General features: G+C 63.5%; 23 protein-coding genes. 15 read left to right on the forward strand and 8 right to left on the reverse strand.

Going from position 1 to position 23,955, the window contains the following annotated elements; all coding sequences use genetic code 11:
• Positions 1-47: 47 nt before the first annotated feature.
• The gene (locus ACLGL5_RS08900) at positions 48-1,115 is read right to left on the reverse strand and encodes a CobW family GTP-binding protein (RefSeq protein WP_069090807.1); all 1,068 of its coding nucleotides are present in this window, start codon (positions 1,113-1,115) and stop codon (positions 48-50) included.
• Positions 1,116-1,516: 401 nt separating this feature from the next.
• Between ACLGL5_RS08900 and ACLGL5_RS08905 the strand changes: the two genes are divergently transcribed.
• Positions 1,517-1,987 carry a MarR family winged helix-turn-helix transcriptional regulator gene (locus ACLGL5_RS08905; protein WP_032921461.1) on the forward strand — a complete coding sequence of 157 codons (471 nt, stop codon included), beginning with the start codon at positions 1,517-1,519 and terminating at the stop codon, positions 1,985-1,987.
• Here ACLGL5_RS08905 and ACLGL5_RS08910 read toward each other — a convergent pair whose 3' ends face one another.
• Positions 1,988-2,860 (reverse strand): AraC family transcriptional regulator, encoded by an 873-nt coding sequence (locus ACLGL5_RS08910; RefSeq protein WP_069090808.1) that lies wholly within the window; start codon positions 2,858-2,860, stop codon positions 1,988-1,990.
• 52 nt (positions 2,861-2,912) lie between these two features.
• Here ACLGL5_RS08910 and ACLGL5_RS08915 point away from each other — a divergent pair, with 52 nt between their 5' ends.
• The 6 genes from ACLGL5_RS08915 to ACLGL5_RS08940 all read left to right on the forward strand — a co-directional run bounded on the left by ACLGL5_RS08915 (position 2,913) and on the right by ACLGL5_RS08940 (position 7,603).
• Positions 2,913-3,320, forward strand: coding sequence for a DUF2000 family protein (locus ACLGL5_RS08915; protein ID WP_038653716.1), 408 nt, complete (start codon positions 2,913-2,915; stop codon positions 3,318-3,320).
• A 143-nt stretch (positions 3,321-3,463) separates the two neighbouring features.
• Positions 3,464-4,405 carry a DMT family transporter gene (locus ACLGL5_RS08920; RefSeq protein ID WP_083246520.1) on the forward strand — a complete coding sequence of 314 codons (942 nt, stop codon included), beginning with the start codon at positions 3,464-3,466 and terminating at the stop codon, positions 4,403-4,405.
• 78 nt (positions 4,406-4,483) lie between these two features.
• Positions 4,484-5,506 (forward strand): LacI family DNA-binding transcriptional regulator, encoded by a 1,023-nt coding sequence (locus ACLGL5_RS08925; RefSeq protein ID WP_081296113.1) that lies wholly within the window; start codon positions 4,484-4,486, stop codon positions 5,504-5,506.
• The gene (locus ACLGL5_RS08930; RefSeq protein ID WP_038651597.1) at positions 5,503-6,486 is read left to right on the forward strand and encodes a 2-hydroxyacid dehydrogenase; all 984 of its coding nucleotides are present in this window, start codon (positions 5,503-5,505) and stop codon (positions 6,484-6,486) included. Before ACLGL5_RS08925 ends, ACLGL5_RS08930 begins: the two co-directional genes overlap by 4 nt.
• Before the next feature lie 14 nt (positions 6,487-6,500).
• Positions 6,501-7,085: a hypothetical protein gene (locus ACLGL5_RS08935; RefSeq protein WP_069090809.1), complete on the forward strand. Its 585-nt coding sequence runs from the start codon at positions 6,501-6,503 to the stop codon at positions 7,083-7,085.
• Positions 7,086-7,204: 119 nt separating this feature from the next.
• Positions 7,205-7,603, forward strand: coding sequence for a hypothetical protein (locus tag ACLGL5_RS08940; RefSeq protein ID WP_019862751.1), 399 nt, complete (start codon positions 7,205-7,207; stop codon positions 7,601-7,603).
• On the opposite strand, the gene ACLGL5_RS08945 is transcribed toward ACLGL5_RS08940, so the two are convergent.
• Complete coding sequence (locus ACLGL5_RS08945; RefSeq protein WP_027047665.1) at positions 7,604-8,377, reverse strand: gamma-glutamyl-gamma-aminobutyrate hydrolase family protein; 774 nt, start codon at positions 8,375-8,377, stop codon at positions 7,604-7,606.
• A 264-nt stretch (positions 8,378-8,641) separates the two neighbouring features.
• Here ACLGL5_RS08945 and ACLGL5_RS08950 point away from each other — a divergent pair, with 264 nt between their 5' ends.
• Positions 8,642-9,751 (forward strand): TRAP transporter substrate-binding protein, encoded by a 1,110-nt coding sequence (locus ACLGL5_RS08950; protein WP_038651600.1) that lies wholly within the window; start codon positions 8,642-8,644, stop codon positions 9,749-9,751.
• Between the two features lie 60 nt (positions 9,752-9,811).
• Here the strand turns inward: ACLGL5_RS08950 and ACLGL5_RS08955 are convergent, their stop codons facing one another.
• The 5 genes from ACLGL5_RS08955 to ACLGL5_RS08975 all read right to left on the reverse strand — a co-directional run bounded on the left by ACLGL5_RS08955 (position 9,812) and on the right by ACLGL5_RS08975 (position 14,971).
• Positions 9,812-10,186, reverse strand: a complete 375-nt coding sequence (locus tag ACLGL5_RS08955; RefSeq protein ID WP_038653722.1) for a VOC family protein — start codon at positions 10,184-10,186, stop codon at positions 9,812-9,814.
• Between the two features lie 280 nt (positions 10,187-10,466).
• The gene (locus tag ACLGL5_RS08960; RefSeq protein WP_064984397.1) at positions 10,467-11,495 is read right to left on the reverse strand and encodes a zinc-dependent alcohol dehydrogenase family protein; all 1,029 of its coding nucleotides are present in this window, start codon (positions 11,493-11,495) and stop codon (positions 10,467-10,469) included.
• Between the two features lie 13 nt (positions 11,496-11,508).
• Positions 11,509-13,299 (reverse strand): TRAP transporter large permease, encoded by a 1,791-nt coding sequence (locus ACLGL5_RS08965; RefSeq protein ID WP_069090810.1) that lies wholly within the window; start codon positions 13,297-13,299, stop codon positions 11,509-11,511.
• Positions 13,299-13,883 (reverse strand): TRAP transporter small permease subunit, encoded by a 585-nt coding sequence (locus ACLGL5_RS08970; protein WP_069090811.1) that lies wholly within the window; start codon positions 13,881-13,883, stop codon positions 13,299-13,301. Before ACLGL5_RS08970 ends, ACLGL5_RS08965 begins: the two co-directional genes overlap by 1 nt.
• A gap of 182 nt (positions 13,884-14,065) precedes the next feature.
• A complete protein-coding gene (locus tag ACLGL5_RS08975; protein ID WP_019862758.1) occupies positions 14,066-14,971 on the reverse strand; it encodes a branched-chain amino acid ABC transporter permease in 906 nt (301 codons plus the stop codon).
• Positions 14,972-15,114: 143 nt separating this feature from the next.
• On the opposite strand from ACLGL5_RS08975, the gene ACLGL5_RS08980 reads away from it, so the two are divergent.
• The 7 genes from ACLGL5_RS08980 (at position 15,115) to ACLGL5_RS09010 (ending at position 23,942) form a co-directional block, all read left to right on the forward strand.
• Positions 15,115-15,726, forward strand: coding sequence for a CGNR zinc finger domain-containing protein (locus ACLGL5_RS08980; RefSeq protein ID WP_019862759.1), 612 nt, complete (start codon positions 15,115-15,117; stop codon positions 15,724-15,726).
• Positions 15,719-16,252: a hypothetical protein gene (locus ACLGL5_RS08985; RefSeq protein ID WP_080643856.1), complete on the forward strand. Its 534-nt coding sequence runs from the start codon at positions 15,719-15,721 to the stop codon at positions 16,250-16,252. Before ACLGL5_RS08980 ends, ACLGL5_RS08985 begins: the two co-directional genes overlap by 8 nt.
• Positions 16,253-16,471: 219 nt before the next feature.
• Positions 16,472-19,951, forward strand: a complete 3,480-nt coding sequence (locus ACLGL5_RS08990) for an indolepyruvate ferredoxin oxidoreductase family protein (RefSeq protein ID WP_069090812.1) — start codon at positions 16,472-16,474, stop codon at positions 19,949-19,951.
• A gap of 91 nt (positions 19,952-20,042) precedes the next feature.
• Positions 20,043-22,358, forward strand: coding sequence for a putative bifunctional diguanylate cyclase/phosphodiesterase (locus ACLGL5_RS08995; RefSeq protein WP_019862762.1), 2,316 nt, complete (start codon positions 20,043-20,045; stop codon positions 22,356-22,358).
• A 147-nt stretch (positions 22,359-22,505) separates the two neighbouring features.
• Complete coding sequence (locus ACLGL5_RS09000; RefSeq protein WP_019862763.1) at positions 22,506-23,273, forward strand: N-acyl amino acid synthase FeeM domain-containing protein; 768 nt, start codon at positions 22,506-22,508, stop codon at positions 23,271-23,273.
• Positions 23,274-23,403: 130 nt separating this feature from the next.
• A complete protein-coding gene (locus ACLGL5_RS09005; protein ID WP_019862764.1) occupies positions 23,404-23,553 on the forward strand; it encodes a DUF3096 domain-containing protein in 150 nt (49 codons plus the stop codon).
• A gap of 164 nt (positions 23,554-23,717) precedes the next feature.
• Complete coding sequence (locus ACLGL5_RS09010; RefSeq protein ID WP_019862765.1) at positions 23,718-23,942, forward strand: aa3-type cytochrome c oxidase subunit IV; 225 nt, start codon at positions 23,718-23,720, stop codon at positions 23,940-23,942.
• The last annotated feature ends 13 nt before the right edge of the window (positions 23,943-23,955 follow it).

Raw genomic sequence — 23,955 nt, forward strand, 5'->3', positions numbered from 1 at the left:
TTCCTTCGATCATTACATCCAGCCTGGAACCGCACGGCAAAGCCTGACTAGGCCTGGCAGGCCTCGAAACTCCTCTTCAGCCGCTCGGCGTCCAGTTCGCGGCCGATGAACACCAGCCGGCTCTCATGTTTCTCGCCGTCTTTCCAGGCGCGCTGATGGTCGCCCTCGATGATCATGTGCACGCCCTGGATGACGTAGCGTTCATCATCGCCTTTCAGGGCAATGATGCCTTTCAGCCGCAGGATGTTGGGGCCTTCCATCTGGGTGATCTTCTCGATCCACGGGAAGAATTTCTTCGGGTCCATCTCGCCGCCGCGCAACGACACCGACTGCACCGTCACATCATGGATGTCTGAGGGATGCGCGTGGTCGTGGTGATGATGGTCATGCCCGTCATGATCATGGTGGTGGTGTTCGTGGCCATCATGGTCGTGATCGTGGTCATGATGGTGATCGTCATGCGCCTCAAGGAAATGCGGATCGTTCTCCAGCGCCCGGGAGAGGTCGAAGGCCCCGCGGTCGAGCACCTCCGATAGGGCGACGCCGGCGCGCGTCGTGCGATGGATCCTGGCCGCCGGATTGATGGCGCGGATCGTCGCCTCTACCTTGGCGAGCTCTTCCGGGGTGACGAGATCGGTCTTGTTGAGCACGACGACATCGGCGAAAGCGATCTGGTCTTCGGCTTCCTTGGAATCCTTGAGCCTGAGCGGCAGATGCTTGGCATCGACCAGCGCCACCACCGCATCGAGCTTGGTCTTGGAGCGCACGTCGTCGTCCATGAAGAAGGTCTGCGCCACCGGTACCGGATCGGCGAGGCCGGTGGTCTCGACTACAATGGCGTCGAAGCGCCCCGGTCGGCGCATCAGGCCCTCGACGACGCGGATCAGGTCGCCGCGCACCGTGCAGCAGACGCAGCCATTGTTCATCTCGTAGATTTCCTCGTCGGATTCCACGATCAGGTCGTTGTCGATGCCGATTTCGCCGAATTCGTTGACGATGACCGCGTAGCGCCTGCCATGGTTCTCCGACAGGATGCGGTTGAGCAGCGTCGTCTTGCCGGCGCCGAGATAGCCGGTGAGAACGGTTACGGGGATCTGCGTCTGTGCGTCGCTCATGGCTTGCCTCGAGATGACCGGGCCTTGAAATCCAGGCCGCGAAAAAGGGATTGTTGGCTCCATATAGGATGTGTGCGGGGCTTTTGCACGGGGCAAACCGATGGGCCAAAGCTCTTGGCCCGGCCACTGTGATATCGGCGTGCCGGATGACTGCGAAAGTGCGCCTTTGTCGCGAGCAAGGCGCGTCTCACGCCACGCGGGCCTCACCTTTGCGGCGATTCCCGTGCGGCGAAAAGTCGTTTGTCATCTAACTGAAATAAACATCTGGCATTAGCCACGGCGGGCACCGCAATGCTTGCCGGCAAAGCTGTTTCACGCGCCGGATTCTTTTTATCGTCGATTGCCAACCGGCCGGCTGCGTCTATGCTGTCGCTACCGGTATGGCCGAAGAGGGGATGACCATGGCCAAGGCGGACAAAACTGCAACAATGAGCCGGCTGCATTCGGCGGCAAGGTTGGCAAGAACCGCGCTGGCGGCCCGGCTCCTGGCGCACGGCTTCTATGCCGGCCAGGACCAGATCATGCTGGCGCTCGACCGCGAGGACGGCCAGACGCCTGGCAATCTCGCCGGCCGCCTCGGCGTGCGCCCGCCCACCATCACCAAGACCATCAACCGGCTGCAGGCGCAGGGCTTTCTCGAAAAGCGCGCCTCGTCGGCCGACGCCCGTCAGGCTCATATTTTCCTCACCGACACTGGCCGCGATATCATCCACGCCATCGAGAAATCGGTGAAGAAGACCGAAAAGCAGGCGCTGAAGGGCCTCGACAAGAAAGACCAGAAGGCGCTGTTCAAGCTGCTGGCCCGCATCGAGGCCAATCTCTCCAACGAGGAGCTTGTGCTGATCGACGACGACGCTGAGTCGGACGAGTGATCAGGCCGCTGCTGGAGCCGCGTCCCGGATCAGCGAGGACCAACGCCCCGGCGTCATGCCGAATGCCTTCTTGAATTGCCTGTTGAAATGGCTCTGGTCGGTGAAGCCGGCCTCGACCGCGATCTGCGCCAGGGGCTCGCCGGCGGTAATCATCCGCCGCGCGCGCTGAAGCCGGCGCATCACCAGGAAACGATGCGGGCTGGTCGAGAAGGCGGCGCGGAAATGCCTCGATAAGGCGTAGCGGTCCAGTCCGGTGACGGCTTCCAATTCGCCGGAACGCACCGGGCGCATTGCGTTCTCCGTAAGATAGTCCCGCGCCAGCGTCGCCGCCCGCCATGCCGTCCGGGCCATCGGCTTTGCCGGCTGGCCGGCATGCCGTGCCAGGCCATGCATCAGTTGGGCGAGAAAATCATCGACGAACAGCTCGTCGAGTTCCTGTTGCAGCGGCCCCAGCGCCGAAAGCAGCGTGGCGCAGAAGGCTTCGTCCCGCACCACGGCTTCCCTGACGAAGGGCAACGACGCGCCGCCAAGGCAGTCCAGCATCAGCGACGGTTCGAGGTAGAGCATCCTGTAGCGCAACCCGTCCTCGGTGCCGGCGCCGCCGTCATGCAACTCATCGGGATGCAGCACGATGATCTGGCCGGGCAGGCTTAGCCGCGTCGCGCCGCGATAGCGGAAGGTCTGCACGCCATGCAGCGTCACCCCGATCGCATAGGTGTCATGACGATGCAGATCGAAGGCGCTGCCATGAAAGCGCGCCTCGATCCGCTCCATGCCGGCGGGGTCAGGTGCGGAGATGATGCAATTCTCCGCCGCGTCCGCGCACAAACGTCCAAGACCCCTAGAGGCCTGGCGGTCTAGTTCGAGCGACATCGTCTCATTCAGCCTCGCAATCGGGGCCTAACCTCGAATGGTCCATTTTGTCATGTTCGATACGAAATTTGCAATCGTGCTGCGCGAAGACTTGCCCGTCTGGCAGAAACTCAACGTCACCGCCTTCCTGACCAGCGGCATCGTCGCGCAGTTTCCCGACATCATCGGCGAGCCCTATCGCGACCGCTCAGGCAATCTCTACAATCCGCTGTCGATCCAGCCGGTCATCGTGCTGTCGGCAGACCAGGCGACGCTGGCCGCGCTCCACCGGCGCGCGCTGGAGCGCGGCGTGACGACCTCGCTCTATGTCGAGGAGATGTTTTCCACCGGCTTCGACGCCGCCAACCGCGCCGTCTTTGCGCAATTCGCGCCGGAAGATGCCAAGGTGGTCGGCATCGCGCTGCGCGCCGAGAAGAAGGTGGTCGACAAGATCACCAAGGGCGCCCGCATGCAGGCATAGCGTGGGAGGCTTGGACTAAGCCTGCCGGCTTCTATTGTTGTGCCAGCGAGCTCATGTGCGCGGCAGTGGCCGACAATTGGCTTGCCGGCAAGCGACAATTCCCGCAAAGGTGCGCTCCAGCCCAGCTTTTCCCCGGCCTGCAAGTGAACGCTTCCCAAAGACATGTCGAAAGCGCGACGCCGCCGGTGGCGATCCTGTGCATGCTGACCACCTATGTCTTCTTCACCTTCCTCGACACCTCAAGCAAATATCTCGTCCTTGTCGGCGTTTCGGCGCTGATCGTCGCCTGGGTGCGCTTTGCCGTGCATGTCGTGCTGGTCGGCACCCTCCTGCGCGGCTGGCGCGATCCGCTGCGGTTTCGCCCGGTCAACCTGCCGGCGCATGTGCTGCGTGGTGTGTTCCTGTTCGGCTCGACCATGTGCAACATCCTGGCCCTGCGCTCCCTGCAGCTGGCCGAGACGACGTCGATCTATTTTTTCGGGCCGATGGTGATCACCGCGCTTGCCGGCCCGCTGCTCGGTGAATGGGCCGGCTGGCGGCGCTGGCTGGCCATTCTGGCCGCCTTCGCCGGGGTCCTCATCATCACAAGGCCCGGTGTCGGCGTCTTCGGCATCGGCCATCTCTTCGCACTCGGCTCGATGCTGTCGAACTGCTTCTATGTCATCATGACGCGCCGCATGTCGTCGACCGAGACGTCGGAAAGCCTGATCCTGTTTTCGGCGCTGGCGCCGACGGTGCTGCTTTTGCCCATGCTGCCGTTTTCCTTCTCGCTGCCGCATGATGGCTGGCACTGGTTCATCCTGCTCATGCTTGGCGTGTTCGGCGGTGTCGGGCACTGGCTGCTGGTCCAGGCCTATCGGCTGGCAACGACCACGGCGCTCGCCCCCTATCCCTATTCGCAGATGGTGTGGATGATCATTTCCGGCTGGATCGTCTTCAAGCAGTTCCCGGATCGCTGGACGCTGGTCGGCGCCGCCATCATCGTTGCCAGCGGCCTCTACATCGTCCACCGCGAGCACCGGCTGCGGCTGCGGAGCCGCGCGGCCTCCGATGTCGAGGCCGAGGCGCTGGCAAAAAAACTTTGATTTGCCCCCGATCGGTGGCATAACGCCGCCTTTAAACTGTTTAGGTCGCAATTCAGCTCGTTCGGGGAGCGCAAGGCGCTGGCACAAAAAATCAAGCTTTCGACGATCGCCGATGCACTCGGCGTGTCCACGGCCACCGTGTCGCTGGCGTTGCGCGACAGCCCGCTGGTGGCCGGCGCGACGCGCGACCGTATCAAGGAACATGCGCGCGCCATCGGCTATATCTACAACCGCCGCGCCGCCAGCCTGCGCACCTCGCGCTCGGGCATTGTCGGCGTCGTCGTCCACGACATCATGAACCCGTTCTTCGCCGAGATCCTGCGCTCGATCGAAAGCGAACTCGACCGCAGCCGGCAGACCTTCATCCTGTCCAATCACTACGACCAGCTCGAAAAGCAGCGCACCTTCATCGACACGCTGCTGCAACTCGGCGCCGACGGCGTGATCATGTCGCCGGCCATCGGCACCCCGGCTGCCGACATACTGATGGCCGAGGAAAACGGCCTGCCGGCGGTGCTGATCGCCCGCACCGTCGAGGGCGCCGACGTGCCGGTGTTTCGCGGCGACGACGCTTACGGCACCGGGCTTGCCACCAACCATCTGATCTCGCTCGGCCACAAGCGCATAGCCATGATCGGCGGCACCGACCAGACCTCGACCGGCCGCGACCGCTATCAGGGCTATGTCAACGCCATGGAGGCGGCAGGGCTCGAAGTCAGGCCGTCCTGGCGCATCGCCGGCCCGCGCACCAAGCAGGCCGGCTTCGAGGCCGCCGGGCAGTTCCTGGCGCTGAAAGACAGACCGACCGCCGCCTGCTGCTGGAACGACCTCGTCGCCATCGGCCTGATGAACGGCATTGCGCGCGCCGGCCTGGTGCCGGGCATCGACATTTCCGTCACCGGCTATGACGATCTCGAGGAGGCGGCGATCGCCACACCGGCGCTCACCACCGTCTGGAACGGCCAGCGCGAGGTCGGCCGCCGCGCCGCCAGCGCGCTGCTCGACAAGCTCAACGGGCAGACGGTGCGGCCCTCGCAGGAATTGATCAAGCCGGAGCTGCATGTGCGCCAGTCGACCGGCAAGCCGGTGGAGCGGGCATGACCAAGGCCGAACAGCTGCAAGCCGTCGCCATTCTGGTGCCGGCGGACTTCAGCGACCACGCCGTCCGGCGCATCGACCGTACTTTCAAACAGATCAGGGTCGAACGCACCGACCCGGCGCTGGTCACCGACGAGATGCGCCGCACGGTGCGTGGCATTGCGTCGTTTGCCGGGATCAGCGCGGCGATGATGGATGCGCTGCCCAATCTCGAACTCATCGCCTCCTTCGGCGTCGGCTATGATTCGGTCGATGTCGGCCATGCGGCGGCGAACAACATCATGGTCACCAACACGCCCGACGTGCTGACCGAGGAGGTCGCCGACACCGCGATCGGGCTGCTGATCAACACGATCCGTGACCTGCCGCGCGCGGAAAACTGGCTGCGTGACGGCAGCTGGGTACGCAAGGGCAACTATCCGCTGAGCCGGCTGACCTTGCGCGCCCGCCGCGTCGGGATTTTCGGCATGGGCCGCATCGGGCAGGCCATTGCCCGGCGCCTTGAGGCGTTCGGCCTGCCGGTCGCCTATCACAACCGGCGCAGGGTCGAGGGTCTTTCCTACGAGTATCATCCGACGCTGAAAGGTCTGGCGGAAGCGGTCGATACGCTGATTTCGGTGGCGCCTGGTGGCGCTTCGACGCAGAAGGCGGTCAATGCCGAGATCCTGTCGGCGCTTGGCGCCAACGGCGTCTTCGTCAATATCGGCCGCGGCAGCACGGTCGACGAGGCGGCGCTCGCGGCGGCGCTCGCCGACGGCACCATCGCCGCCGCCGGGCTCGATGTCTTCGCCGACGAGCCGAATGTGCCCAAGGCGTTGCTCGACGCCCCCAACGCCTCGCTTTTGCCGCATGTCGGCTCTGCCTCGGAACACACGCGCCGCGCCATGGCCGATCTGTGCGTCGACAATCTGGTGTCCTGGTTCACCGAGCGCCGGCCGCTGACGCCGGTGCCGGAGACGGCGCATGTCAAGGCTCGCGGCTAGCGAAAGGCAAACCGATGACGGTGAAGCCGCCTGACAATTCCACGATTTTGGTCGCCACCAATGGCCGAGATCAGATCATTTCGATTCCGTATCCAAAGCGGCCCTTCGCCAACTACCTGATCGGAATATTCGTTCTTTGCTGGCTAGGAGGCTGGGCCTTTGGCGAGATTACAGCCGCATATCAGCTCGTGACCAGGCCGTTCGGCGGGCCTACGGCGTTTGTTGCCTTCTGGCTCTGCGCTTGGACAGTCGGTGGCATCTTCGCAATGCTCATGGTTCGCCGCATTTTCCGGCGCTCCGTGCCCGAAGTGATAAGGCTCGATGCGGCCGGGGTCAGCCATGACCCTGGGTTGCCGCCGTTCAAAATGCCGTCCTACGGCGCCTCCGTCTGGACGCAGCTGTTTTCGAAGCGGACTGAGCGCAGGTTCGACCGGATGCAGCTCAAATCGCTGAGGCTTCGCGACGGCGATACTCACAATCGCCTGACAGTCGACGCTGGGGCCCAGAGGGTCGAGATCGGTTCGGCAGCCACCGATGTCGAGCGCGAGTGGCTCTTTAAACTCCTTTCAGATCGCTATCCGACGACCGTCCCTCAATAGTTCGACGGTTTCGTCTTCCGCGTTCGTTGATGCCGGCAGTGGCTCCGTCACATTTATTAACGCCAGCTTAACCCTTTGAAATCATTTTGCATCCTGCCCGTGTGCATGGATGAGACAGAATGAAATCGCTTTCCGCATTGATCGCAATCGCCGCCTTGTTTGGCGGCGTTCAGCTGTTTCATAACGGCAATGGGCAAAGCGTCGCCGAAGAGGTCACGCGGTCCAGCACCTACAGGCTGGTCGCCAATGGCGATGAGGGAGCCTGCGCGGTGAGCCGCGGGGCCGAAATTTCGGATGGCCTGTCCCTGCTTACTGTTGCTCCGACATGCCGTCGTCTGATCCCTGGCATAGAACGGGCAAAGTTCTGGCGCGAACAGAATGACGGCACGGTCGCCTTCAGCGCCAACGGCGTCGATCCGATCGTCACCTTCGCCGTGGCCGACGGCGACGGTTACGAATCCTATGCGCCAGCCACGCCCTTGCTGTCGCTGGCGGGCGGCCGCAGGACCGGCGACTGACTACTCCGCCGCTGCCCGTGCCCCGGCCTTCGCGGCGGCGTGCAGGCGCACCGCATCGCCGAACGCGCGAAAAATCTTGGCCGAGTTGCTGTCCGAGTTGACCCAGTACTCCGGATGCCACTGGACGCCGACGGCAAAGGCTCGGGCGCCCTTGACCGAAACCGCTTCGACCGTGCCGTCGGTGGCGACAGCCTCGATCTCGAGCTTCGACCCGAGCCGGTCGATCGCCTGGCGGTGCAGTGAATTGACCTTGATCTCACCGGCGCCGAACACACCGGCCAGGCAACTGCCTGGTTTGATCGAAATGGCCTGGTGAATGGCGAAGCGCTCGTCCTGGTGGTCGCTCACCGGCGCGCGGTGGTCGAGCGAACCCTCGCGCTCCTGGATCTCGGTGCCCAGCGTGCCGCCGAGCGCCACGTTCAACTCCTGGATACCGCGGCAAATGGCGAGCAGCGGCACGCCGCGCTCGATCGCCCGGCGGATCAGCGGCAGCGTGGTGGCGTCACGCGCCGGATCATAGGGACCGTTGGCTTCGCTGGCATCGCCACCATAGAGCGAGGGGTGCACGTTGGATTTCGAACCGGTGACCATGACGCCGTCGACCGAGGATAGGAGTTCATCGAAGTCGAGCCTGTCGCCGAACGACGGCACCAGCAGCGGAAACACGCCGGCGCCGGCAACCGCCGCTTCCAGATATTGCTGCGGGGCGGCATGCCAGGTGTAGTTGTCGAACTGACGGACGTCGGTCGATATGGCGACGAGCGGCTGGTGCATTTTGGGTCTGTTTTCCATCTTGCAAGGGATATCCTGCCTGCAAAATAGGCGATCCCTGGGCATTTTTCCATGCCAAGTTTTGGCGTGTCGCATGGACCACGAAGTCGTCTGTTAGACTATAGTTGCAGGGTCGCACGGCTTGGTCACCAAATCCGGTCGCCGTGCTGGACTAGCCTTCTCGCCTGTGTATTGTTTCGGCCAACCGATACGGGAGCCCGAGGATTTCCCGGATGTCGGTCTGTTGATCCAAAAGGGAGGAACTGCATGGATCGTCGTTCATTCATTCGCAAGGCCGGTGTGACCGGCGTCGGCGCCGCGGCGGCGGCGGCAACGCTTGCGGCCCCGGCAATCGCCCAGTCCAATCCCAAGGTGACATGGCGGCTGGCATCGTCCTTCCCGAAATCGCTCGACACCATCTATGGCGGCGCCGAGGTGTTCTCCAAGATGCTGTCGGAAGCCACCGACGGCAATTTCCAGATCCAGGTCTTTGCCGCCGGCGAACTCGTGCCCGGCCTGCAGGCCGCCGATGCCACCACGGCCGGCACGGTCGAAGCCTGCCACACGGTGGCATATTATTACTGGGGCAAGGACCCGACATGGGCGCTCGGCGCGGCGGTCCCCTTTTCGCTCAACGCGCGCGGCATGAATGCCTGGCACTACCATGGCGGCGGCATCGACCTGTTCAATGAGTTCCTCGCCACGCAAGGTCTCTTCGGCCTGCCGGGCGGCAACACCGGCGTGCAGATGGGTGGCTGGTTCCGCAAGGAAATCAACACGGTCGCCGACCTCTCCGGCCTCAAGATGCGCATTGGCGGATTCGCCGGCAAGGTGGTGCAGAAGCTCGGCGTCGTGCCTCAGCAGATCGCCGGCGGCGACATCTATCCGGCGCTGGAAAAAGGCACGATCGACGCCGCCGAATGGGTCGGCCCCTATGACGACGAGAAGCTCGGCTTCTACAAGGTCGCGCCCTACTACTACTATCCCGGCTGGTGGGAAGGCGGCCCGACCGTGCATTTGATGTTCAACAAGGCGAAATACGAAGAGCTTTCGCCGGCCTACAAGTCGCTGCTGCGCACCGCCGCGCAAGCCGCCGATGCCGACATGCTGCAGAAATACGATTATGTGAACCCCGCGGCGGTGAAGCGGCTGGTCGCCGGCGGCGCCAAACTGCGTCCGTTCAGCCAGGAGATCATGGCCGCCTGCTTCGAAAAGGCCAACGAGGTCTACGCCGAAATGGAAGCCTCGAACGCGCCGTTCAAGAAGATCTGGGAATCGATCAAGGGCTTCCGCAAGGAGCACTATCTCTGGGCGCAGGTGGCCGAGTACAATTACGACACCTTCATGATGGTCCAGCAGCGCAACGGCAAGCTGTAAAAACGGTCCCATCGCGTTTGTTGAAGAGACCCCGGGCGACATGCCCGGGGTCTTTCTTTTTCAGGTCCGTGAGGAGCCGACCTCGACCAGTATTCCGCCCGGCGCCATGCAGTAGAACGTCGTCGATTTGAAGCCGCCGCGTGCCAGGTCCTCGACCTCGCCCGGCGCGAAGCCTGCTTCGGTCAATTCGGCCTGCTTGGCGTGTACAAGCTCTGGGCTGCCAACGAATAAGCCGACATGAAAATTGTCGGGATAGGTAGCAGGCTCTCCCTTGCCCGGCGCCATCAGGTTGAGGGCAAAGCCATCGGCTCCACGCAGGATCGCGAAGGCATCCTTGCCGCGCATGGCGACAAGTTCGAAGCCGAAATGGCTGGTGAAGAAGCCGGCAAGAGCCGCGACCTCCGATGTGATGAGGTTGAGATGGTTCAGTTTCATGGTCTTTGTCCTGTCACGGTTGAAGCGCGGACAGGCTTGGCTGCGGACCGAGAACCGGCGGGACCGTGACATCAGGAAATCCGGACATGACCCAACCGGCCCGCGGGCTTTCGCCTCGCTTGCCGGCTGCGGGTTCTCCCGCACGTTCATGCGGCGAACAGGCCTCCGCCCAGGAACGGAAGAGACCGGACTACCGAACCGGTCATGTCTTTTTCGGCGCTGGCTGGATAGCCGATCGGCGGCGTGACGGCAAGCGGGTCCGGCGCGACTGGTCCTCGGCTCAACCCCGTCGCGGCACCACCAGAACCTTGACCTCGCCGGGCGCCGGCGGGTTGGCGATCACATCGGCCGCCTCGTCGAGCGGCACCAGCCTGGAGATCAGCCGGTCGATCTCGATCGCGCCCGACGCGATGAGCTCGGCGGCGCGGCGATGCGTGTAGGGATTGAGGAATGAGCCGACCACCTTCAACTCCCGAAACAGCAAGTCAAAAGGTTCGAATTCCGCCTTCATGCCTTGCGGCGTCAGGCCGACAATGACGACCGTGCCGCCGGCCCTTGCCAGTCGCATCGATTGCTCGACGGTGTCGCGCACGCCAGCGCATTCGAACACCACGTCGGCGCCGCCCGGCATCAGGCCCGCGGGGCCTGCGATGGCATCGATGACGTCGCCGGCGGTGGGATCGACCGTCGCCGTCGCGCCGAGCGCCTCGGCAAGCGCGCGCCGAGAAGCCTGCCTGGTCGACAGGATGATGGTCGTGGCGCCGGCCAGTTTTGCCAATTGCACGGTCAGCAGGCCGATCACGCCGCCGCCCAGCACGATCACCGAGCTGCCCGGCCTGATCTGCGCAAGGTCGACGCCATGCAGGCAGCAGCCGAGCGGCTCGCAGAAGGCGCCATGCGTCGGCGGCAGATCGGCGGGCAGGATGAAAGCCTGTTTCTGCGGCAGCACGACATACTCGGCAAAGCCGCCATCGCGATGGATGCCGATGGCGTTGAGATTGCGGCAGAGATTGACCCGGCCGGCATGGCATTGCGGGCATCGTCCGCAGGCGATGTTGGGGTCGCCGGTGACGCGGTCGCCGACGGCAAAGCCGGAGACGGTGTCGCCGATCGCCTCGATGATGCCCGAAAATTCATGTCCGGGCGTCACCGGCGGCCGGCAGGGGAATTCGCCATGGAAAAGATGCCGGTCGGTGCCGCAGACGCCGCAAGCCTCGATCCGCACCAGAAGCTCGTCCGGGCCGGCGACAGGTTTGCCGACTTCGCGCAGCGCAATGCTGCCAACCGCCTCCAGCCGCACCGCTTTCATGGCGCCGTCCCCATCAATTGAAGCTCGGCGGCTGCGAGAGGTCAGGCGCGGGCGTTGCCGGCTTGGCCGGCGGCGCATCGCCGAAACTCGGCGGTTGCGACAGGTCCGGCGTACCGGGCGCGGCCGGTGCGCTGCCGCCATTGGCGGGGGCCGTGCCACCAGCCGGCGGTGTACCGAGCGGCGACAGGCCGGGCACTTCCGGCACCTTGTAGTCGATCGTGCCCGGATCGGTCACCGTGGCCTTGTAGCGCATCACCATTTGCGGGAAGGCGATGGTCAGCCCGATCATCACCACCTGGATCAGCACGAAGGGCACCGCGCCCCAATAGATCTGGCCGGTCGTCACCGGCGCGATCTGCTTGCCGGTAAGGCGGTCGAGATAGGGCACGCGCGCGGCGACCGAGCGCAGGTAGAACAGCGCGAAGCCGAAGGGCGGATGCATGAAGCTGGTCTGCATGTTGACGCCCAGCAGCACGCCGAACCAGATCAGGTCGATGCCGAGCTTGTCGGCCGCCGGCGCCAGCAGCGGCACGATGATGAAGGCCAGTTCGAAGAAATCGAGGAAGAAGGCCAGGAAGAAGACGAGGATGTTGACGCCGATCAGGAAGCCGACTTCGCCGCCCGGCAGCGAGGTCAAAAGGTGTTCGACCCAGATGTGGCCGTTGACGCCGTAGAAGGTGAGCGAGAAGACGCGCGCGCCGATCAGGATGAACAGCACGAAGGACGACAGCCGCGTCGTCGAGGTCAGTGCCTGCTTGATCACGTCCAGCGACAGCCGGCCTTTTGCCGCCGCCATGATCAATGCGCCGACAGAGCCCATGGCGCCGCCCTCGGTCGGGGTGGCGATGCCGAGGAAGATGGTGCCAAGCACCAGGAAGATCAGTGCCAGCGGCGGGATCAGCACGATGACCACCTGCTGTGCCAGCCTGGACATCATGTTGAAGTTCAGACGTTTGTCGGCAATTGCCACGATGTAGATGAAGAGCACCCCTACGGTGGCGCCGAGAATGTCGGCATTGTCGCCATGGGCTGGCGCGAGATAGCGATACGCGGCATAGGAGATGGCCACCGCCACCACCAGCGCCACCAGCAGCGACAGAACACCGTGGCCGAGCGTGCGTGCTTCGAGCGGCAGCGCCGGCGCCATTTTCGGCCGGAAGATCGATACGATGAGGATGTAAAGCGCGTAGAGGCCGGTCAGCACCAGACCCGGGATCAGTGCGCCGGCGTACATGTCGCCGACCGAGCGGCCGAGTTGGTCGGCAAGCACGATCAGCACCAGCGATGGCGGGATGATCTGGGCCAGCGTGCCGGATGCCGCGATCACACCGGCAGCCAGCCGGCGGTCGTAGCCGTAGCGCAACATGATCGGCAGCGAGATCAGACCCATGGCGATGACGGATGCCGCCACCACGCCGGTGGTCGCCGCCAGCAGCGCGCCGACGAAGATCACCGCATAGGCGAGGCCGCCGCGGATCGGACCGAACAACTGGCCGATCGTGTCGAGCAGATCCTCGGCCATCCCGGATCGCTCGAGCACGATGCCCATGAAGGTGAAGAACGGAATGGCCAGCAGCGTGTCGTTAGACATCACCCTCGAGCCGTAGAAATTATCCGGCAGTGCGTGCAGAAGCGGCCAGGCGAGATTGATCGATCTACCAGAATAGGGCGAGAGGAGCACGCCGATGAAGAAAAACATCAAGCCGTTGGCGGCCAGCGAGAAGGCCACGGGGTAGCCGATCAGCAGGAAGATGATCAGCGAGGCGAACATGATCGGCGCCATGTTCTGGGCGATGAATTCCATCACGAGCGCACCTCGTCGGCCAGTGCCTTGGCTTCGAGTTCGGCTTGCTCATGTGCCGATATGAACGGATTGGGGTCGTCCATGTCGCCGCGCATGATGGCGATCTTCTTGATGATTTCGGAGATGCCCTGCAGCGCAAGCAGGAAAAAGCCGACCAGCAGGATGGCCTTGGCCGGCCAGATGATGAGACCGCCGGAATTGTTGGACATCTCGCCGCTGCGAAACGACAGCGAGACGTAGGGAACGAAATAGATGACCATCTGCGTCACGAACGGCATCAGGAAGAGGAGATGGCCGAGAAGGTCTATCCAGTGCTGTACGCGGCGTGAAAACAGGCCGTAGACAATGTCGATGCGGATATGCTCGTTCTGCTTCAGCGTATAGGCGGCGGCCAGCATGAAGGCGGCGCCGAACAAATACCATTGCAGCTCCAGCCACGCATTCGACGAAATGTCGAAGATCTTGCGGATGACGGCGTTGGCCGCGCTCACCAGGATCGCCAGCAGGATCAGCCAGGATACCGATTTGCCGATGAATTCGTTGAGGCGGTCGATGCCTCGTGACAGAGCGAGCGGCCCTTGCATGCAGTCCTCCCTTGTAGCGGAGGCGTGCCGGTTCCCCCTGCCGTCACGCCTCGTGGCCCAACGGTATGCCGCGCGTGGCCGGACGGGTCAACACGCATGGAGGCAGCAAAACGGTATCGGATGGAGAGCGGGGCACGGACAAGGGCGCTCTGCCCCGCGTCATGCAACCAAAGTCTGATGGTTCAGACGACTTTGCTCGTGTCGCGGCCGGCGCCGATGAGGATCAGCATGGCCACCAGGAACAGATACATCCACGCATCGCGCCATTCGATTGGGAAATAACCGGCCCACAGTGATTCGGCCATGCCGAAGGCGGCCGCGCCAAGCGCTGCCCGTGGCGGCGAGAGATAGCCGCCGACTGCCGTCACGAACAGGATCTTCAGGCCGTAGACGAGGCCGGAACCGAAGCTGACATTGCCGTAGTAGAGGCTGGCCATGACGCCGGCCAGCGCGGCGCAGAAGCCGCCGAGCAGCACGGCATGGCGGAACACGCCGCGCACATCAACGCCGCACAGGGCGGCAGCGCGCGGGTCGTCGGAGACGGCGCGCCAGCGCCGGCCGAAGCTGGAGCGGGCAAACGCTGAGGTGGCGAGTGCGACCGCCGCCAGCACCACCGCGCAGTCGAGCACCTGGATCAGCGTCAGCGTCGCCTTGAAGCCGGCGCCTTCGGCGAAAACGATGGGCTGTGCCAGCATTGGCGGCAGCCACAGATCATGCGTGTCGGCGGCGATGCGGCTTGCTTCCGACAGGACGATCAGGATGCCCAGCGTCGTCACCACAATCGCATTGGGCGAGCGGTCGGCCAACGGTTCGAAGACGCTGCGCGATAGGACGTGGCTGATCAGCGCGGCATAGAGGAATGCCGCGACGACGCCGAACAGCACCGACGCCAACAGCGTCAGCCACAGCACCTGGTAGCCGAAGGCGACGCTCAGGATCATTGCCTGGCCGCTGAAGGCGAACAGCGCGCCATAGGCGAGGTTGGTGCGGTGCAGGATGCCGTTGATCAGCACGTAGCCGAAGGCGAGCAGCGCATAGAGCGCGCCGGAGTGCAGCCCGTTCAGCACCTGCTGGAAGAAATAGAGCATGCTCAACAACACCAAAAGCATCTCGCCGACAGCGGTCGGGACGACGGAATGCTCGAGACAAAGGCGACGATACCGTGCGCAACGGAGGTTTGCATCGCCGAATCTAACTTGTCAAATGCGATTTATCGGTTAGATTTTGCATCATGACAGTTGCTTGGACCCCGCACCGCTTCACCGGCGGCCTGCTTGCGCTCGATACGGCGAACACCGTCGTGCTGCGCGGCGATCCGGAGCGCACGTTCGATCGTTTTGACGATCCGGCCGAAATCGCCCGCTTCGCCGACGCGGCCAGCGGCTTTCGCGCCGCCGAGCTTGGGGACCGGCGGCTGACCGTGTCCTCGCCGAGGGCAATCGCGCCTGTCGTGCTGTCGATCCGCGAGACGACAGACCGGCTGTTTCGCGGCGCGGTGTCGAATGGGTCAGTCGCCACCGCCGACCTGCCAGACTTCCTGCGTGCCTGCGCCGAGGGCCTGGCCGGCAGCCGGACCGAGATCGGCGCGCCGGGAAGGCCGTTCGGCGATCCGGCGGCGCCTATCGCCTTCGAGGCGGCGCTGGCGGTCTCGGCCCTTTCGCTGCTGCGCGACGACACGGTCGCGCGGCTCAGGATCTGCCCCAACTGCACCTGGCTGTTCGTCGACAGAAGCCGCAATTCCAGCCGGCTTTGGTGCGACATGGCGGTGTGCGGCAACCGGCAGAAGGCAAGTCGTCACTATCGCCGCCGCCGCATGGCGGCCCATGAGGTCAAGGATGCCTAGAGGATTTTCACGCGCGCTCGTTGCCGGCGCCATGTTGATTGCCGCAGCGACCCTCGGCGCCTGCCGCGACACCGGCGGCGAGGGCAAGCTGTTCGAGGTTTCCGGCAAGATATTTGTCTTCAACTACCGTCTCGCCAGGGCGACCTATGTCGTGACGCTACGGCCCCTGCAGCCGATGGGCGAGGGTCAGGTGGCGGTTGCCAGCTTCCAGAATCCCGCCGGCGGTGCGCCCTTGGTGGTCGAGCAGAAGGTCTGGCCGAAGCTCGACAAGGTCAGCCTGGAGAGCCCGGCGCTGACCTGCATCGTCAAGAACAAGCCCTACGCCATCGCCATCAGCATCAAGGGCGCCGACGGCGCGGTCCTGCAGAAGATCGACACCACGCTGATGTCGACGGAAGACCAGTCGATCCTGCCCGACCGGCCGCTGGTCATGGACCAGCTCTATACGCCCAATCCCGATCTCGCCGGCCATCCCGACGGCAAGCTGCCGGGCGAGCCGAAGCCGGACTGCTCGAAAGCCGGCTGACACCTTCAGACGGTATCGATTCCGGCCGGAGTTTTCGTGCGCCGAGGCACTCTCGACGTGCGGTTTCGTGCGCGCTCCAGCACCCGCCGGACTGTTTGTTGCGCGTTGCCTGGCTCCTGCGATTTTGTTTGACCTCACTTGCAAGGGGAGAAAGGATGCGTCATCCGACCCCGACGTTGGCTGCCTGCTCCCGCGCGGCCTTCGCAGAGGAAATGCCTGATGACGCTGCATGATGTCGCGCTCGACGACAAGTTCGACCTCGGGAAGGAGCGCATCTTCCTGTCCGGCGCGCAGGCGGTCATCCGCATGCTCCTGATGCAGCGCGAGCGCGACCGCCGCGCTGGCCTGAACACCGCCGGTTTCGTCTCCGGCTATCGCGGCTCACCGCTCGGCGGCCTCGACATGCAGCTGTGGAAGGCCAAGAAGCAGCTCGCCGGGGCCGACATCGTCTTCCAGCCCGGCCTCAACGAGGAGCTTGCCGCCACCGCCTGCTGGGGATCGCAGCAGACGGAACTCCTGGGTGAGGGCACCCATGATGGTGTCTTTTCCGTCTGGTACGGCAAGGGTCCGGGCGTCGATCGTTCGGGAGACGTGTTCCGCCACGCCAATCTCGCCGGCTCATCCAAGCATGGCGGCGTGCTTGCGCTGATGGGCGACGACCATATGGCCGAATCCTCGACCAACGCGCACGCAACAGAATTCCTCTTCGTCGACACCATGGTGCCCATCCTCAACCCGGCCGGTGTCCAGGAGATCATCGACTACGGTCTGTACGGCTTTGCGATGTCGCGTTTTGCCGGCACCTGGGCGGCGATCAAATGCGTCAAGGACAACATCGAATCGACGGCCTCGGTCGATGCCTCGCTCGAGCGCTTGAACATCGTCGTGCCGGAATTCGACATGCCGCCGGGCGGCCTCAACATTCGCCACGAGATCGATATGCTCGGCCAGGAGGAGCGGCTGCACGAATACAAGCGTGCCGCAGCCTCCGCCTTCATCCATGCCAACGGGCTGAACCGCATCGTCTATTCGGGCGGCCGCAACCCCAAGCTCGGCATCATCACGCTGGGCAAGAGCTATCTCGATGTCCGCCAGGCGCTGGAGGACATCGGCATCGACGAGGCGGCCGCCAACCGCATCGGCATCAGGCTGTTCAAGGTCGGCTGCCCCTGGCCGCTCGACCTGCAGCACATCGCTGACTTTGCCCGCGGCCTCGACACCATCGTCGTCGTCGAGGAGAAGCGTTCGCTGATCGAGGTGCAGCTGCGCGAAAGCCTCTATGGCACCGCCTCGCAGCCGGTCATCGTCGGCAAGAAGGACGAGCGCGGCGATTGGCTGTTTCCGGCCAAGGGCGCACTTGATCCCAACGAGATCGCCATTGCCCTTGGCGAGAGGATCGTCAAGACCATCGGCCCGTCGGAGGATATCTCGGCGCGGGTCGGCAAGCTGCGCCAGTTCCAGGCGATGCTGGCCGATGCCACCGACATCGGTTCGCGCACGCCCTTCTTCTGTTCCGGCTGTCCGCACAATTCCTCGACCAAGGTGCCGGACGGTTCGATCGCCGCCGCCGGCATCGGCTGCCATTTCATGGCGCTTTGGATGGATCGCAACACGCTGGGCTTCACGGCCATGGGCGGCGAGGGCGCGCAATGGGTCGGCCAGGCGCCGTTCTCGAAGCGCGGGCACATCTTCCAGAATCTCGGCGACGGCACCTACAATCATTCCGGCACGCTGGCGATCCGCTTCGCTTTGTCGAGCGAGGCCAACATCACCTACAAGATCCTCTACAACGACGCCGTGGCCATGACCGGCGGCCAGCCGCATGAGGGCGGCCTGACGGTCGACATGATCGCCAGGCAGGTGCGGGCCGAAGGCGTCGACCGCATCGCCATCGTCACCGACGAGCCGGACAAATACGCCGGCAAGGCCGAATTTCCGGCCGGCGCCACCATCCATCACCGCGACGACCTCGATCTCGTCCAGCGCGAGCTGCGCGACGTCAAGGGCGTCTCGATCCTGCTCTACGACCAGACCTGTGCCGCCGAAAAACGCCGGCGGCGCAAGCGCGGCACCTTTCCCGATCCCGACAAGCGCGTCTTCATCAACGAACTGGTCTGCGAAGGCTGTGGCGATTGCGGCGTGCAGTCGAACTGCGTCTCGATCCAGCCGGCAGAGACCGAATTCGGGCGCAAGCGCAAGATCGACCAGTCGAGCTGCAACAAGGACTTCTCTTGCGTCAACGGCTTCTGCCCGTCCTTCGTCACCGTGCACGGCGCCAAGATCCGCAAGGCCGAGGGCCTTGCCGGCAAGACCGATCCGCTTGACGGCGTCCCGACACCGGCCGAATTCCCGCTGGGCGCCGAGGGCTGGGCGGCGATCATCGACGGCGTCGGCGGCACCGGCGTCGTCACCGTTGGTGCCGTGCTCGGCATGGCGGCCCATCTCGAGGACAAGGGCTGCGGCATGATCGACATGGCTGGCCTCGCCCAGAAGGGCGGCTCGGTATTCACCCATGTCCGCATCGCCCGCACGCCGGACGAGATCCATGCCATCCGCGTCTCGGCTGGCAAGGCCGACCTCGTGCTTGGCTGCGACCTCGTCGTGTCGGGTGCCAAGAAGGTGCTGACCGCAGTGCGCGAGGGCCATACGATCTTCCTTGCCAACACCGCCGAGATCATGCCCGGCGAGTTTGCCCGCTCGGCGGATTTCTCCTTGCCGATCGAGCGCCTGAAGAAGGCGATCCGCACCGCCGCCGGCGACGACAAGGCGCATTTCTTCGATGCCACCCGCACCGCCACGGCGCTGTTCGGCAATTCGCTCGGCGCCAACATGTTCATGCTCGGCTTTGCCTTCCAGCATGGCGGCCTGCCGCTGTCGGCGGAGGCTGTCGAGAGGGCGATCGAGCTCAACGGCGAAGCGGTGGCGATGAACATCGCCGCCTTCCGCTGGGGCCGCCGCGCGGCGCACCAGCCGGATTTCGTGCGTGGCCTCGTCGCCCAGCCAGGCAAGGCAGGAGAGACGGCCCCGGTCGCGCAGACGCTGGACGAGATCATTGCCCGCCGTGTCGCCTTCCTGACCGCCTACCAGAACACCGCCTATGGCAAGCGCTATGCCGACAGGCTGGCGCTGCTGCGCGCCGCCGAGGCCAGGGCCGTGCCAGGCTCGACCGCCGTGACCGAGGCAGCGGCCAGGAACCTGTTCAAGCTGATGGCGATCAAGGACGAGTACGAGGTGGCGCGGCTCTACACCGACGGCTCCTTCGCCGCCGAGCTAGGCAAGCAGTTCCAGAGCTATGAAAAACTCGAATTCCATCTCGCCCCGCCGATCATGGGCCGTCGCGGCAATGACGGCAGACCGAGGAAGTCGAGCTTTGGCCCCTGGATGATGAAGGGTTTCCGGCTGCTGGCGGTGCTGAAGGGCCTGCGCGGCACCGCTTTCGACCTGTTCGGCTATACCGCCGAAAGGCGCATGGAACGGCAGCTTCTGGCGCAATATGAGGGCGATCTTGAGCTCGTCGCCAGGTCGCTGGCGCCTGATAAGGCCGAGGCGGCGGTCGCTCTGGTTTCGGTTCCCGCGCTCATCCGTGGTTATGGCCATGTCCGGCAGGCCAGCGCGGAAAAGGCCGCGGGCGAGCGTCGAAGACTGGTCGAGCGCCTGTCTAGCCCGCCGACGCGGGCGGAACTCCAGGCCGCCGAGTGATCCAAAAAGCCTCTGAAATCAGGCATTTCAAGCCAAGCTAAAGGTTTTTTAATGGGACTATGCCAAGGCTGGGGCTCATTGGGCGCCAGTAATGGGCAAAACAAAAGCCGATAACATCCCCGTGGATGTTTATATCCAGTTTGTGCGCTCGTTGTTCGACAACGCGCACATGCTGATAATCGGCGCGCTTTGTCACGCTGTCATCAGCCTCATGGTTTACTGGCGCAATGGCCAGCCGGTTTTTCTGGCTCTGGCGGGCGCGCTGCTTGGCATCGGCGTCTGGCGTTACTTCAGCCTGCGGCGGTTCCACCGCTCGGGCGGCGAAATGCACGACGCCGCCGATGCAAAGAAGTGGGAGCGCGAATACATCCTGAAGGGCAGCCTTCAAGGGTTGTTGCTGGGGTTCTTTTGCTTCATCTCCATCTATGTCTACTCCGATTCCTATGCAGAGATCGGAGCGCTGTCGGTAACGATGGCTTCGTTGGTGACCGTCGTCGGCCGAAATTACGGGTCGCCGCGCATGGTGATGATCTTCGCGGTTACCTTTGTCGGGCCGATCGCCGCGGCGCTCATCCTCAGGTTCGACATCCCCTATGTCGTGCTGGGCCTGCTGATCATTCCCTTCATGTTTATCATCAAGGGCAGTGCCGACCACGTCCGCAACGTGTTGTTTTCGGCAGTCGTTGGACACAAGCAGGCGCGACAGATCGCGCAGCGGTTCAACCGCGCCCTCAACACCATGTCGCATGGTCTGGTGATGCTTGGCCCCGACGGCAAGGTGGTCGTCGGCAACGCTGAAGCCGCCCGTCTGATGTCACTAAGGTCGCCGGACCAACTGCTCGGACGGTCGATCCATTCGCTGTTGCTGCGCGGCGTCGCCGGCGGCATGCTGGCACCGAAGGATTGCCGCTACGTCGAGGCGCAACTGACGCGCGCGCTGCGCGAGGGACGTGACCGCAAGGTGCTTGTCTCCTTCTCCAACGGGCAGCACTACGAATTCTCCGCTCGCGAAGGCAACCAGGAATTGGGTGTCATCACCTTTGAAGACGTCACGGCTCGTGTCGAGGCGGAGGAAAAGATCCGTTTCATGGCGCGCTACGACAACCTCACCGGTCTGCCGAACCGCGCTTATTTCCATGAACTGGTCGGCGAGCTGATGGCTTCCGGAGAGCGCGACCGGCTGTGCGGCCTGGCCGTGCTCGACCTCGACGATTTCAAGAGCGTCAATGACACGCTCGGCCATCCGATCGGCGACGGGTTGATCTACGCGGTCGCCGAGCGTCTCGCCGCCGTTGCCGGGCAAGGCATCACCGTCAGCCGTTTCGGCGGCGACGAATTCATGGTCTTCTTCGACCGCATCGAGGATGAGAGCCATCTGACCATGCAGATCGACGAGATCTTCGCGGCATTGCAGGGCGAGGTGGACGTCGCCGGGCATGGATTGCGGATCCAGGCCAGCGCCGGCGCGGTTCTGTCCAAGGTCGCGGAAACCGATGTCGACGCCATGATCGTCAAGGCAGACCTCGCGCTCTACAAGGCCAAGGAGCTTGGTAAGAACGGCTGGCGGCTGTTCGAGGCGGCAATGGACGCCGCGTTCCGCAACCGGCAGCTGATGAAGGCGGATCTTCGCAGCGCGGTGGAAAGCAGGAGCCTGCGGGTCGTCTACCAGCCGATCGTGGCGATGGACACCATGCGCATCGCCAGCTGCGAGGCGCTGTGCCGCTGGGACCATCCCGATCTCGGACCGATTTCACCCGGCGTCTTCATCCCGCTGGCCGAGGAGATGGGCATCATTTCAGAGATCAGCGCCTTTGTGCTTCAGGCCGCCTGCCTCGAATGCGCCAAATGGCCCGACCAGACCAGCGTCTCGGTCAATCTGTCCGCCAGGGACTTTCGCAATGGCGACGTCATCCGGAAGGTTCGCGAAGCGCTGGAGGTTTCCGGGCTGGCGGCCAACCGCCTTGAGATCGAAGTCACCGAAACCGCACTGCTGGATGACAAGTCGCAGACCCGCCAATACATCGAGGAACTGAAGCAGCTTGGCGTGCGCATTGCCCTTGATGATTTCGGCACCGGCTATTCGAGCCTGAGCTATCTCCACAAGCTGCCCCTCGACAAGATCAAGATCGACCGCTCCTTCGTGATGGACGTCACCCAGAATCCGCGCTCGCTGGAGCTGCTGAAGGGCGTCGTCGACCTGGCCCGTATCCTGGGACTCATAGTCACTATCGAAGGCGTCGAAACATTCGAGCAGCTCAAGGTCCTGCTGCATTCGGTGAAGCCGGATCTTGTCCAGGGCTTCCTGTTCGGCGCAGCGCTCAGCGCGTCGGGCATCGAAACCATGTCCAACGTGACCTGGCCTTTCGCGGCGGAATTGCAGCCGGTTGCGAGGCGCGTCGCCACCTGAAATCAGCCATCGATTGCCCAAAGCGCCGCTGCGCCCGCAATTTACCATTTGTTAACGTTAATTTAGGGTAAACGCAAAAGCTGGCAATTTTGCTTCTTGTTCCTCCGGCGCTTCGCTATTGTCGTTGTGTGGCGGTGCGAGGACAAAATGGAAAACAAGGTATTGGGTACGCCGCTGGCGGCTGCGACCAGCGATAAGCATCGCCCGTCAGTGTTCTCGGATCACGTCATGGATGTTCTGGAGCACGTGGAATATCGGCTCTGCGATGGCGCCGAGGACCTCGAGGCGATCTACAGGCTCCGCTACAACTCCTACCTTCACGCCGGCATGGTGAAGCCGATGGCTTCCCGCATGGTGAAGGACAGTTTCGACGATCTGCCCAATTCCTATCGCTTTGGCGTGTTCTTCGACGGTGTGCTCGTCAGCACCATCAGGCTCCATTATGCCAGCGCGAGATACCCTGTTTCACCCAGTACCGATGTTTTCGGCGACGTGCTGGCGCGGCGTCTGGCGGCCGGTGAGACTTTCGTCGATCCAAGCCGGTTCGCGGCCGATCTCGAATGGTCGAGCAGCCTGCGGGTGCTGCCATACATTACGCTCAGGCTGGCGGTGGTTGCCTGCAGTCACTTCAAGCCGACTTATTGCCTGACGGCGATCAAGGAAGAACATTCCGCTTTCTATCACCGCATCTTCAGGTCGGAGCAGGCGGTGCCCCCGCGAAACTATCCCGGGCTTACCGTTCCCGTGCATCTGTACCAGTCGAAATGCTCCGAAAACATGCAGGCGACGCTGGATCGCTTCCCGTTCTTCAACTCGACGACGTTCGAGCAACGCATGCTTTTCCAACGCCCCAACAGGGGTGAACTGGCGCCGTTGACCATCCTGCCCACCGCCAAATATTTCGAAGCGGCCTAAGCGCACGCGGCCCAAGGGCCTCATGTCTCGTCATTGGGTAACGATGCATCCCGATGGAGCTTTCCAGGCCTGACGGCGTTATCAGTGGCAGCATCAGCCGATGCCATCGCCTCTGGAAAGGACCCCCGACATGCATATTTCCCAGCTTGCGCTCACGCCGCTTATCTCGCTGATCGCCGGTGTGCTGATCCTGATCATGCCACGGCTGCTGAACTACATCGTCGCGCTCTATCTGATCGTCGTCGGGCTGCTCGGGCTTTTCCCGCACCTCGCTGGCTGAGCGCCGCCGAGCTGGCCTGCCGCAACAGCCACCCTTCGCCGAACCGGTCGGCGGTTTCAATTTTCCCTTGAGGCAGTTGTCGGCTCCAATGCGGCAATAGCGCCATTGCTCTCGGGCCGGCTTTTCGCTATGTGCCTGAAAGATGTCTTCGAAGGGGTATTCCTATGGCTGATCACTCGCCGACCGGTCCTGTCGAACTGGGCGCGAAGATGGACTATGCCGAGCATGACCGCACCTATGCGGGCTTTCTCGCTCTGGCCAAATATGGATCGCTTTTCTGCGGCGCGCTGCTTATCGCGATGGCCTTCGGTTTCTTCGCGGGCGGTTTCTTCTCGGCACTTATCCTGTTCGCCTTGATCATGGCCGCCGGCGCCTTCATTCTGCGATAGACCTTCCAAAACC

The sequence above is a fragment of the Mesorhizobium sp. U510 genome (genome assembly GCF_059180695.1).

Bases quoted from the DNA above. Each gene is read 5' to 3' on its own strand.
- ACLGL5_RS08900 (WP_069090807.1), bottom strand. From the start codon at position 1,115: ATGAGCGACGCACAGACGCAGATCCCCGTAACCGTTCTCACCGGCTAT.
- ACLGL5_RS08905 (WP_032921461.1), top strand. From the start codon at position 1,517: ATGGCCAAGGCGGACAAAACTGCAACAATGAGCCGGCTGCATTCGGCG.
- ACLGL5_RS08910 (WP_069090808.1), bottom strand. From the start codon at position 2,860: ATGTCGCTCGAACTAGACCGCCAGGCCTCTAGGGGTCTTGGACGTTTG.
- ACLGL5_RS08915 (WP_038653716.1), top strand. From the start codon at position 2,913: ATGTTCGATACGAAATTTGCAATCGTGCTGCGCGAAGACTTGCCCGTC.
- ACLGL5_RS08930 (WP_038651597.1), top strand. From the start codon at position 5,503: ATGACCAAGGCCGAACAGCTGCAAGCCGTCGCCATTCTGGTGCCGGCG.
- ACLGL5_RS08935 (WP_069090809.1), top strand. From the start codon at position 6,501: ATGACGGTGAAGCCGCCTGACAATTCCACGATTTTGGTCGCCACCAAT.
- ACLGL5_RS08940 (WP_019862751.1), top strand. From the start codon at position 7,205: ATGAAATCGCTTTCCGCATTGATCGCAATCGCCGCCTTGTTTGGCGGC.
- ACLGL5_RS08945 (WP_027047665.1), bottom strand. From the start codon at position 8,377: ATGCACCAGCCGCTCGTCGCCATATCGACCGACGTCCGTCAGTTCGAC.
- ACLGL5_RS08950 (WP_038651600.1), top strand. From the start codon at position 8,642: ATGGATCGTCGTTCATTCATTCGCAAGGCCGGTGTGACCGGCGTCGGC.
- ACLGL5_RS08955 (WP_038653722.1), bottom strand. From the start codon at position 10,186: ATGAAACTGAACCATCTCAACCTCATCACATCGGAGGTCGCGGCTCTT.
- ACLGL5_RS08960 (WP_064984397.1), bottom strand. From the start codon at position 11,495: ATGAAAGCGGTGCGGCTGGAGGCGGTTGGCAGCATTGCGCTGCGCGAA.
- ACLGL5_RS08965 (WP_069090810.1), bottom strand. From the start codon at position 13,299: ATGGAATTCATCGCCCAGAACATGGCGCCGATCATGTTCGCCTCGCTG.
- ACLGL5_RS08970 (WP_069090811.1), bottom strand. From the start codon at position 13,883: ATGCAAGGGCCGCTCGCTCTGTCACGAGGCATCGACCGCCTCAACGAA.
- ACLGL5_RS08975 (WP_019862758.1), bottom strand. From the start codon at position 14,971: ATGCTCTATTTCTTCCAGCAGGTGCTGAACGGGCTGCACTCCGGCGCG.
- ACLGL5_RS08980 (WP_019862759.1), top strand. From the start codon at position 15,115: ATGACAGTTGCTTGGACCCCGCACCGCTTCACCGGCGGCCTGCTTGCG.
- ACLGL5_RS08985 (WP_080643856.1), top strand. From the start codon at position 15,719: ATGCCTAGAGGATTTTCACGCGCGCTCGTTGCCGGCGCCATGTTGATT.
- ACLGL5_RS08990 (WP_069090812.1), top strand. From the start codon at position 16,472: ATGACGCTGCATGATGTCGCGCTCGACGACAAGTTCGACCTCGGGAAG.
- ACLGL5_RS08995 (WP_019862762.1), top strand. From the start codon at position 20,043: ATGGGCAAAACAAAAGCCGATAACATCCCCGTGGATGTTTATATCCAG.
- ACLGL5_RS09000 (WP_019862763.1), top strand. From the start codon at position 22,506: ATGGAAAACAAGGTATTGGGTACGCCGCTGGCGGCTGCGACCAGCGAT.
- ACLGL5_RS09005 (WP_019862764.1), top strand. From the start codon at position 23,404: ATGCATATTTCCCAGCTTGCGCTCACGCCGCTTATCTCGCTGATCGCC.
- ACLGL5_RS09010 (WP_019862765.1), top strand. From the start codon at position 23,718: ATGGCTGATCACTCGCCGACCGGTCCTGTCGAACTGGGCGCGAAGATG.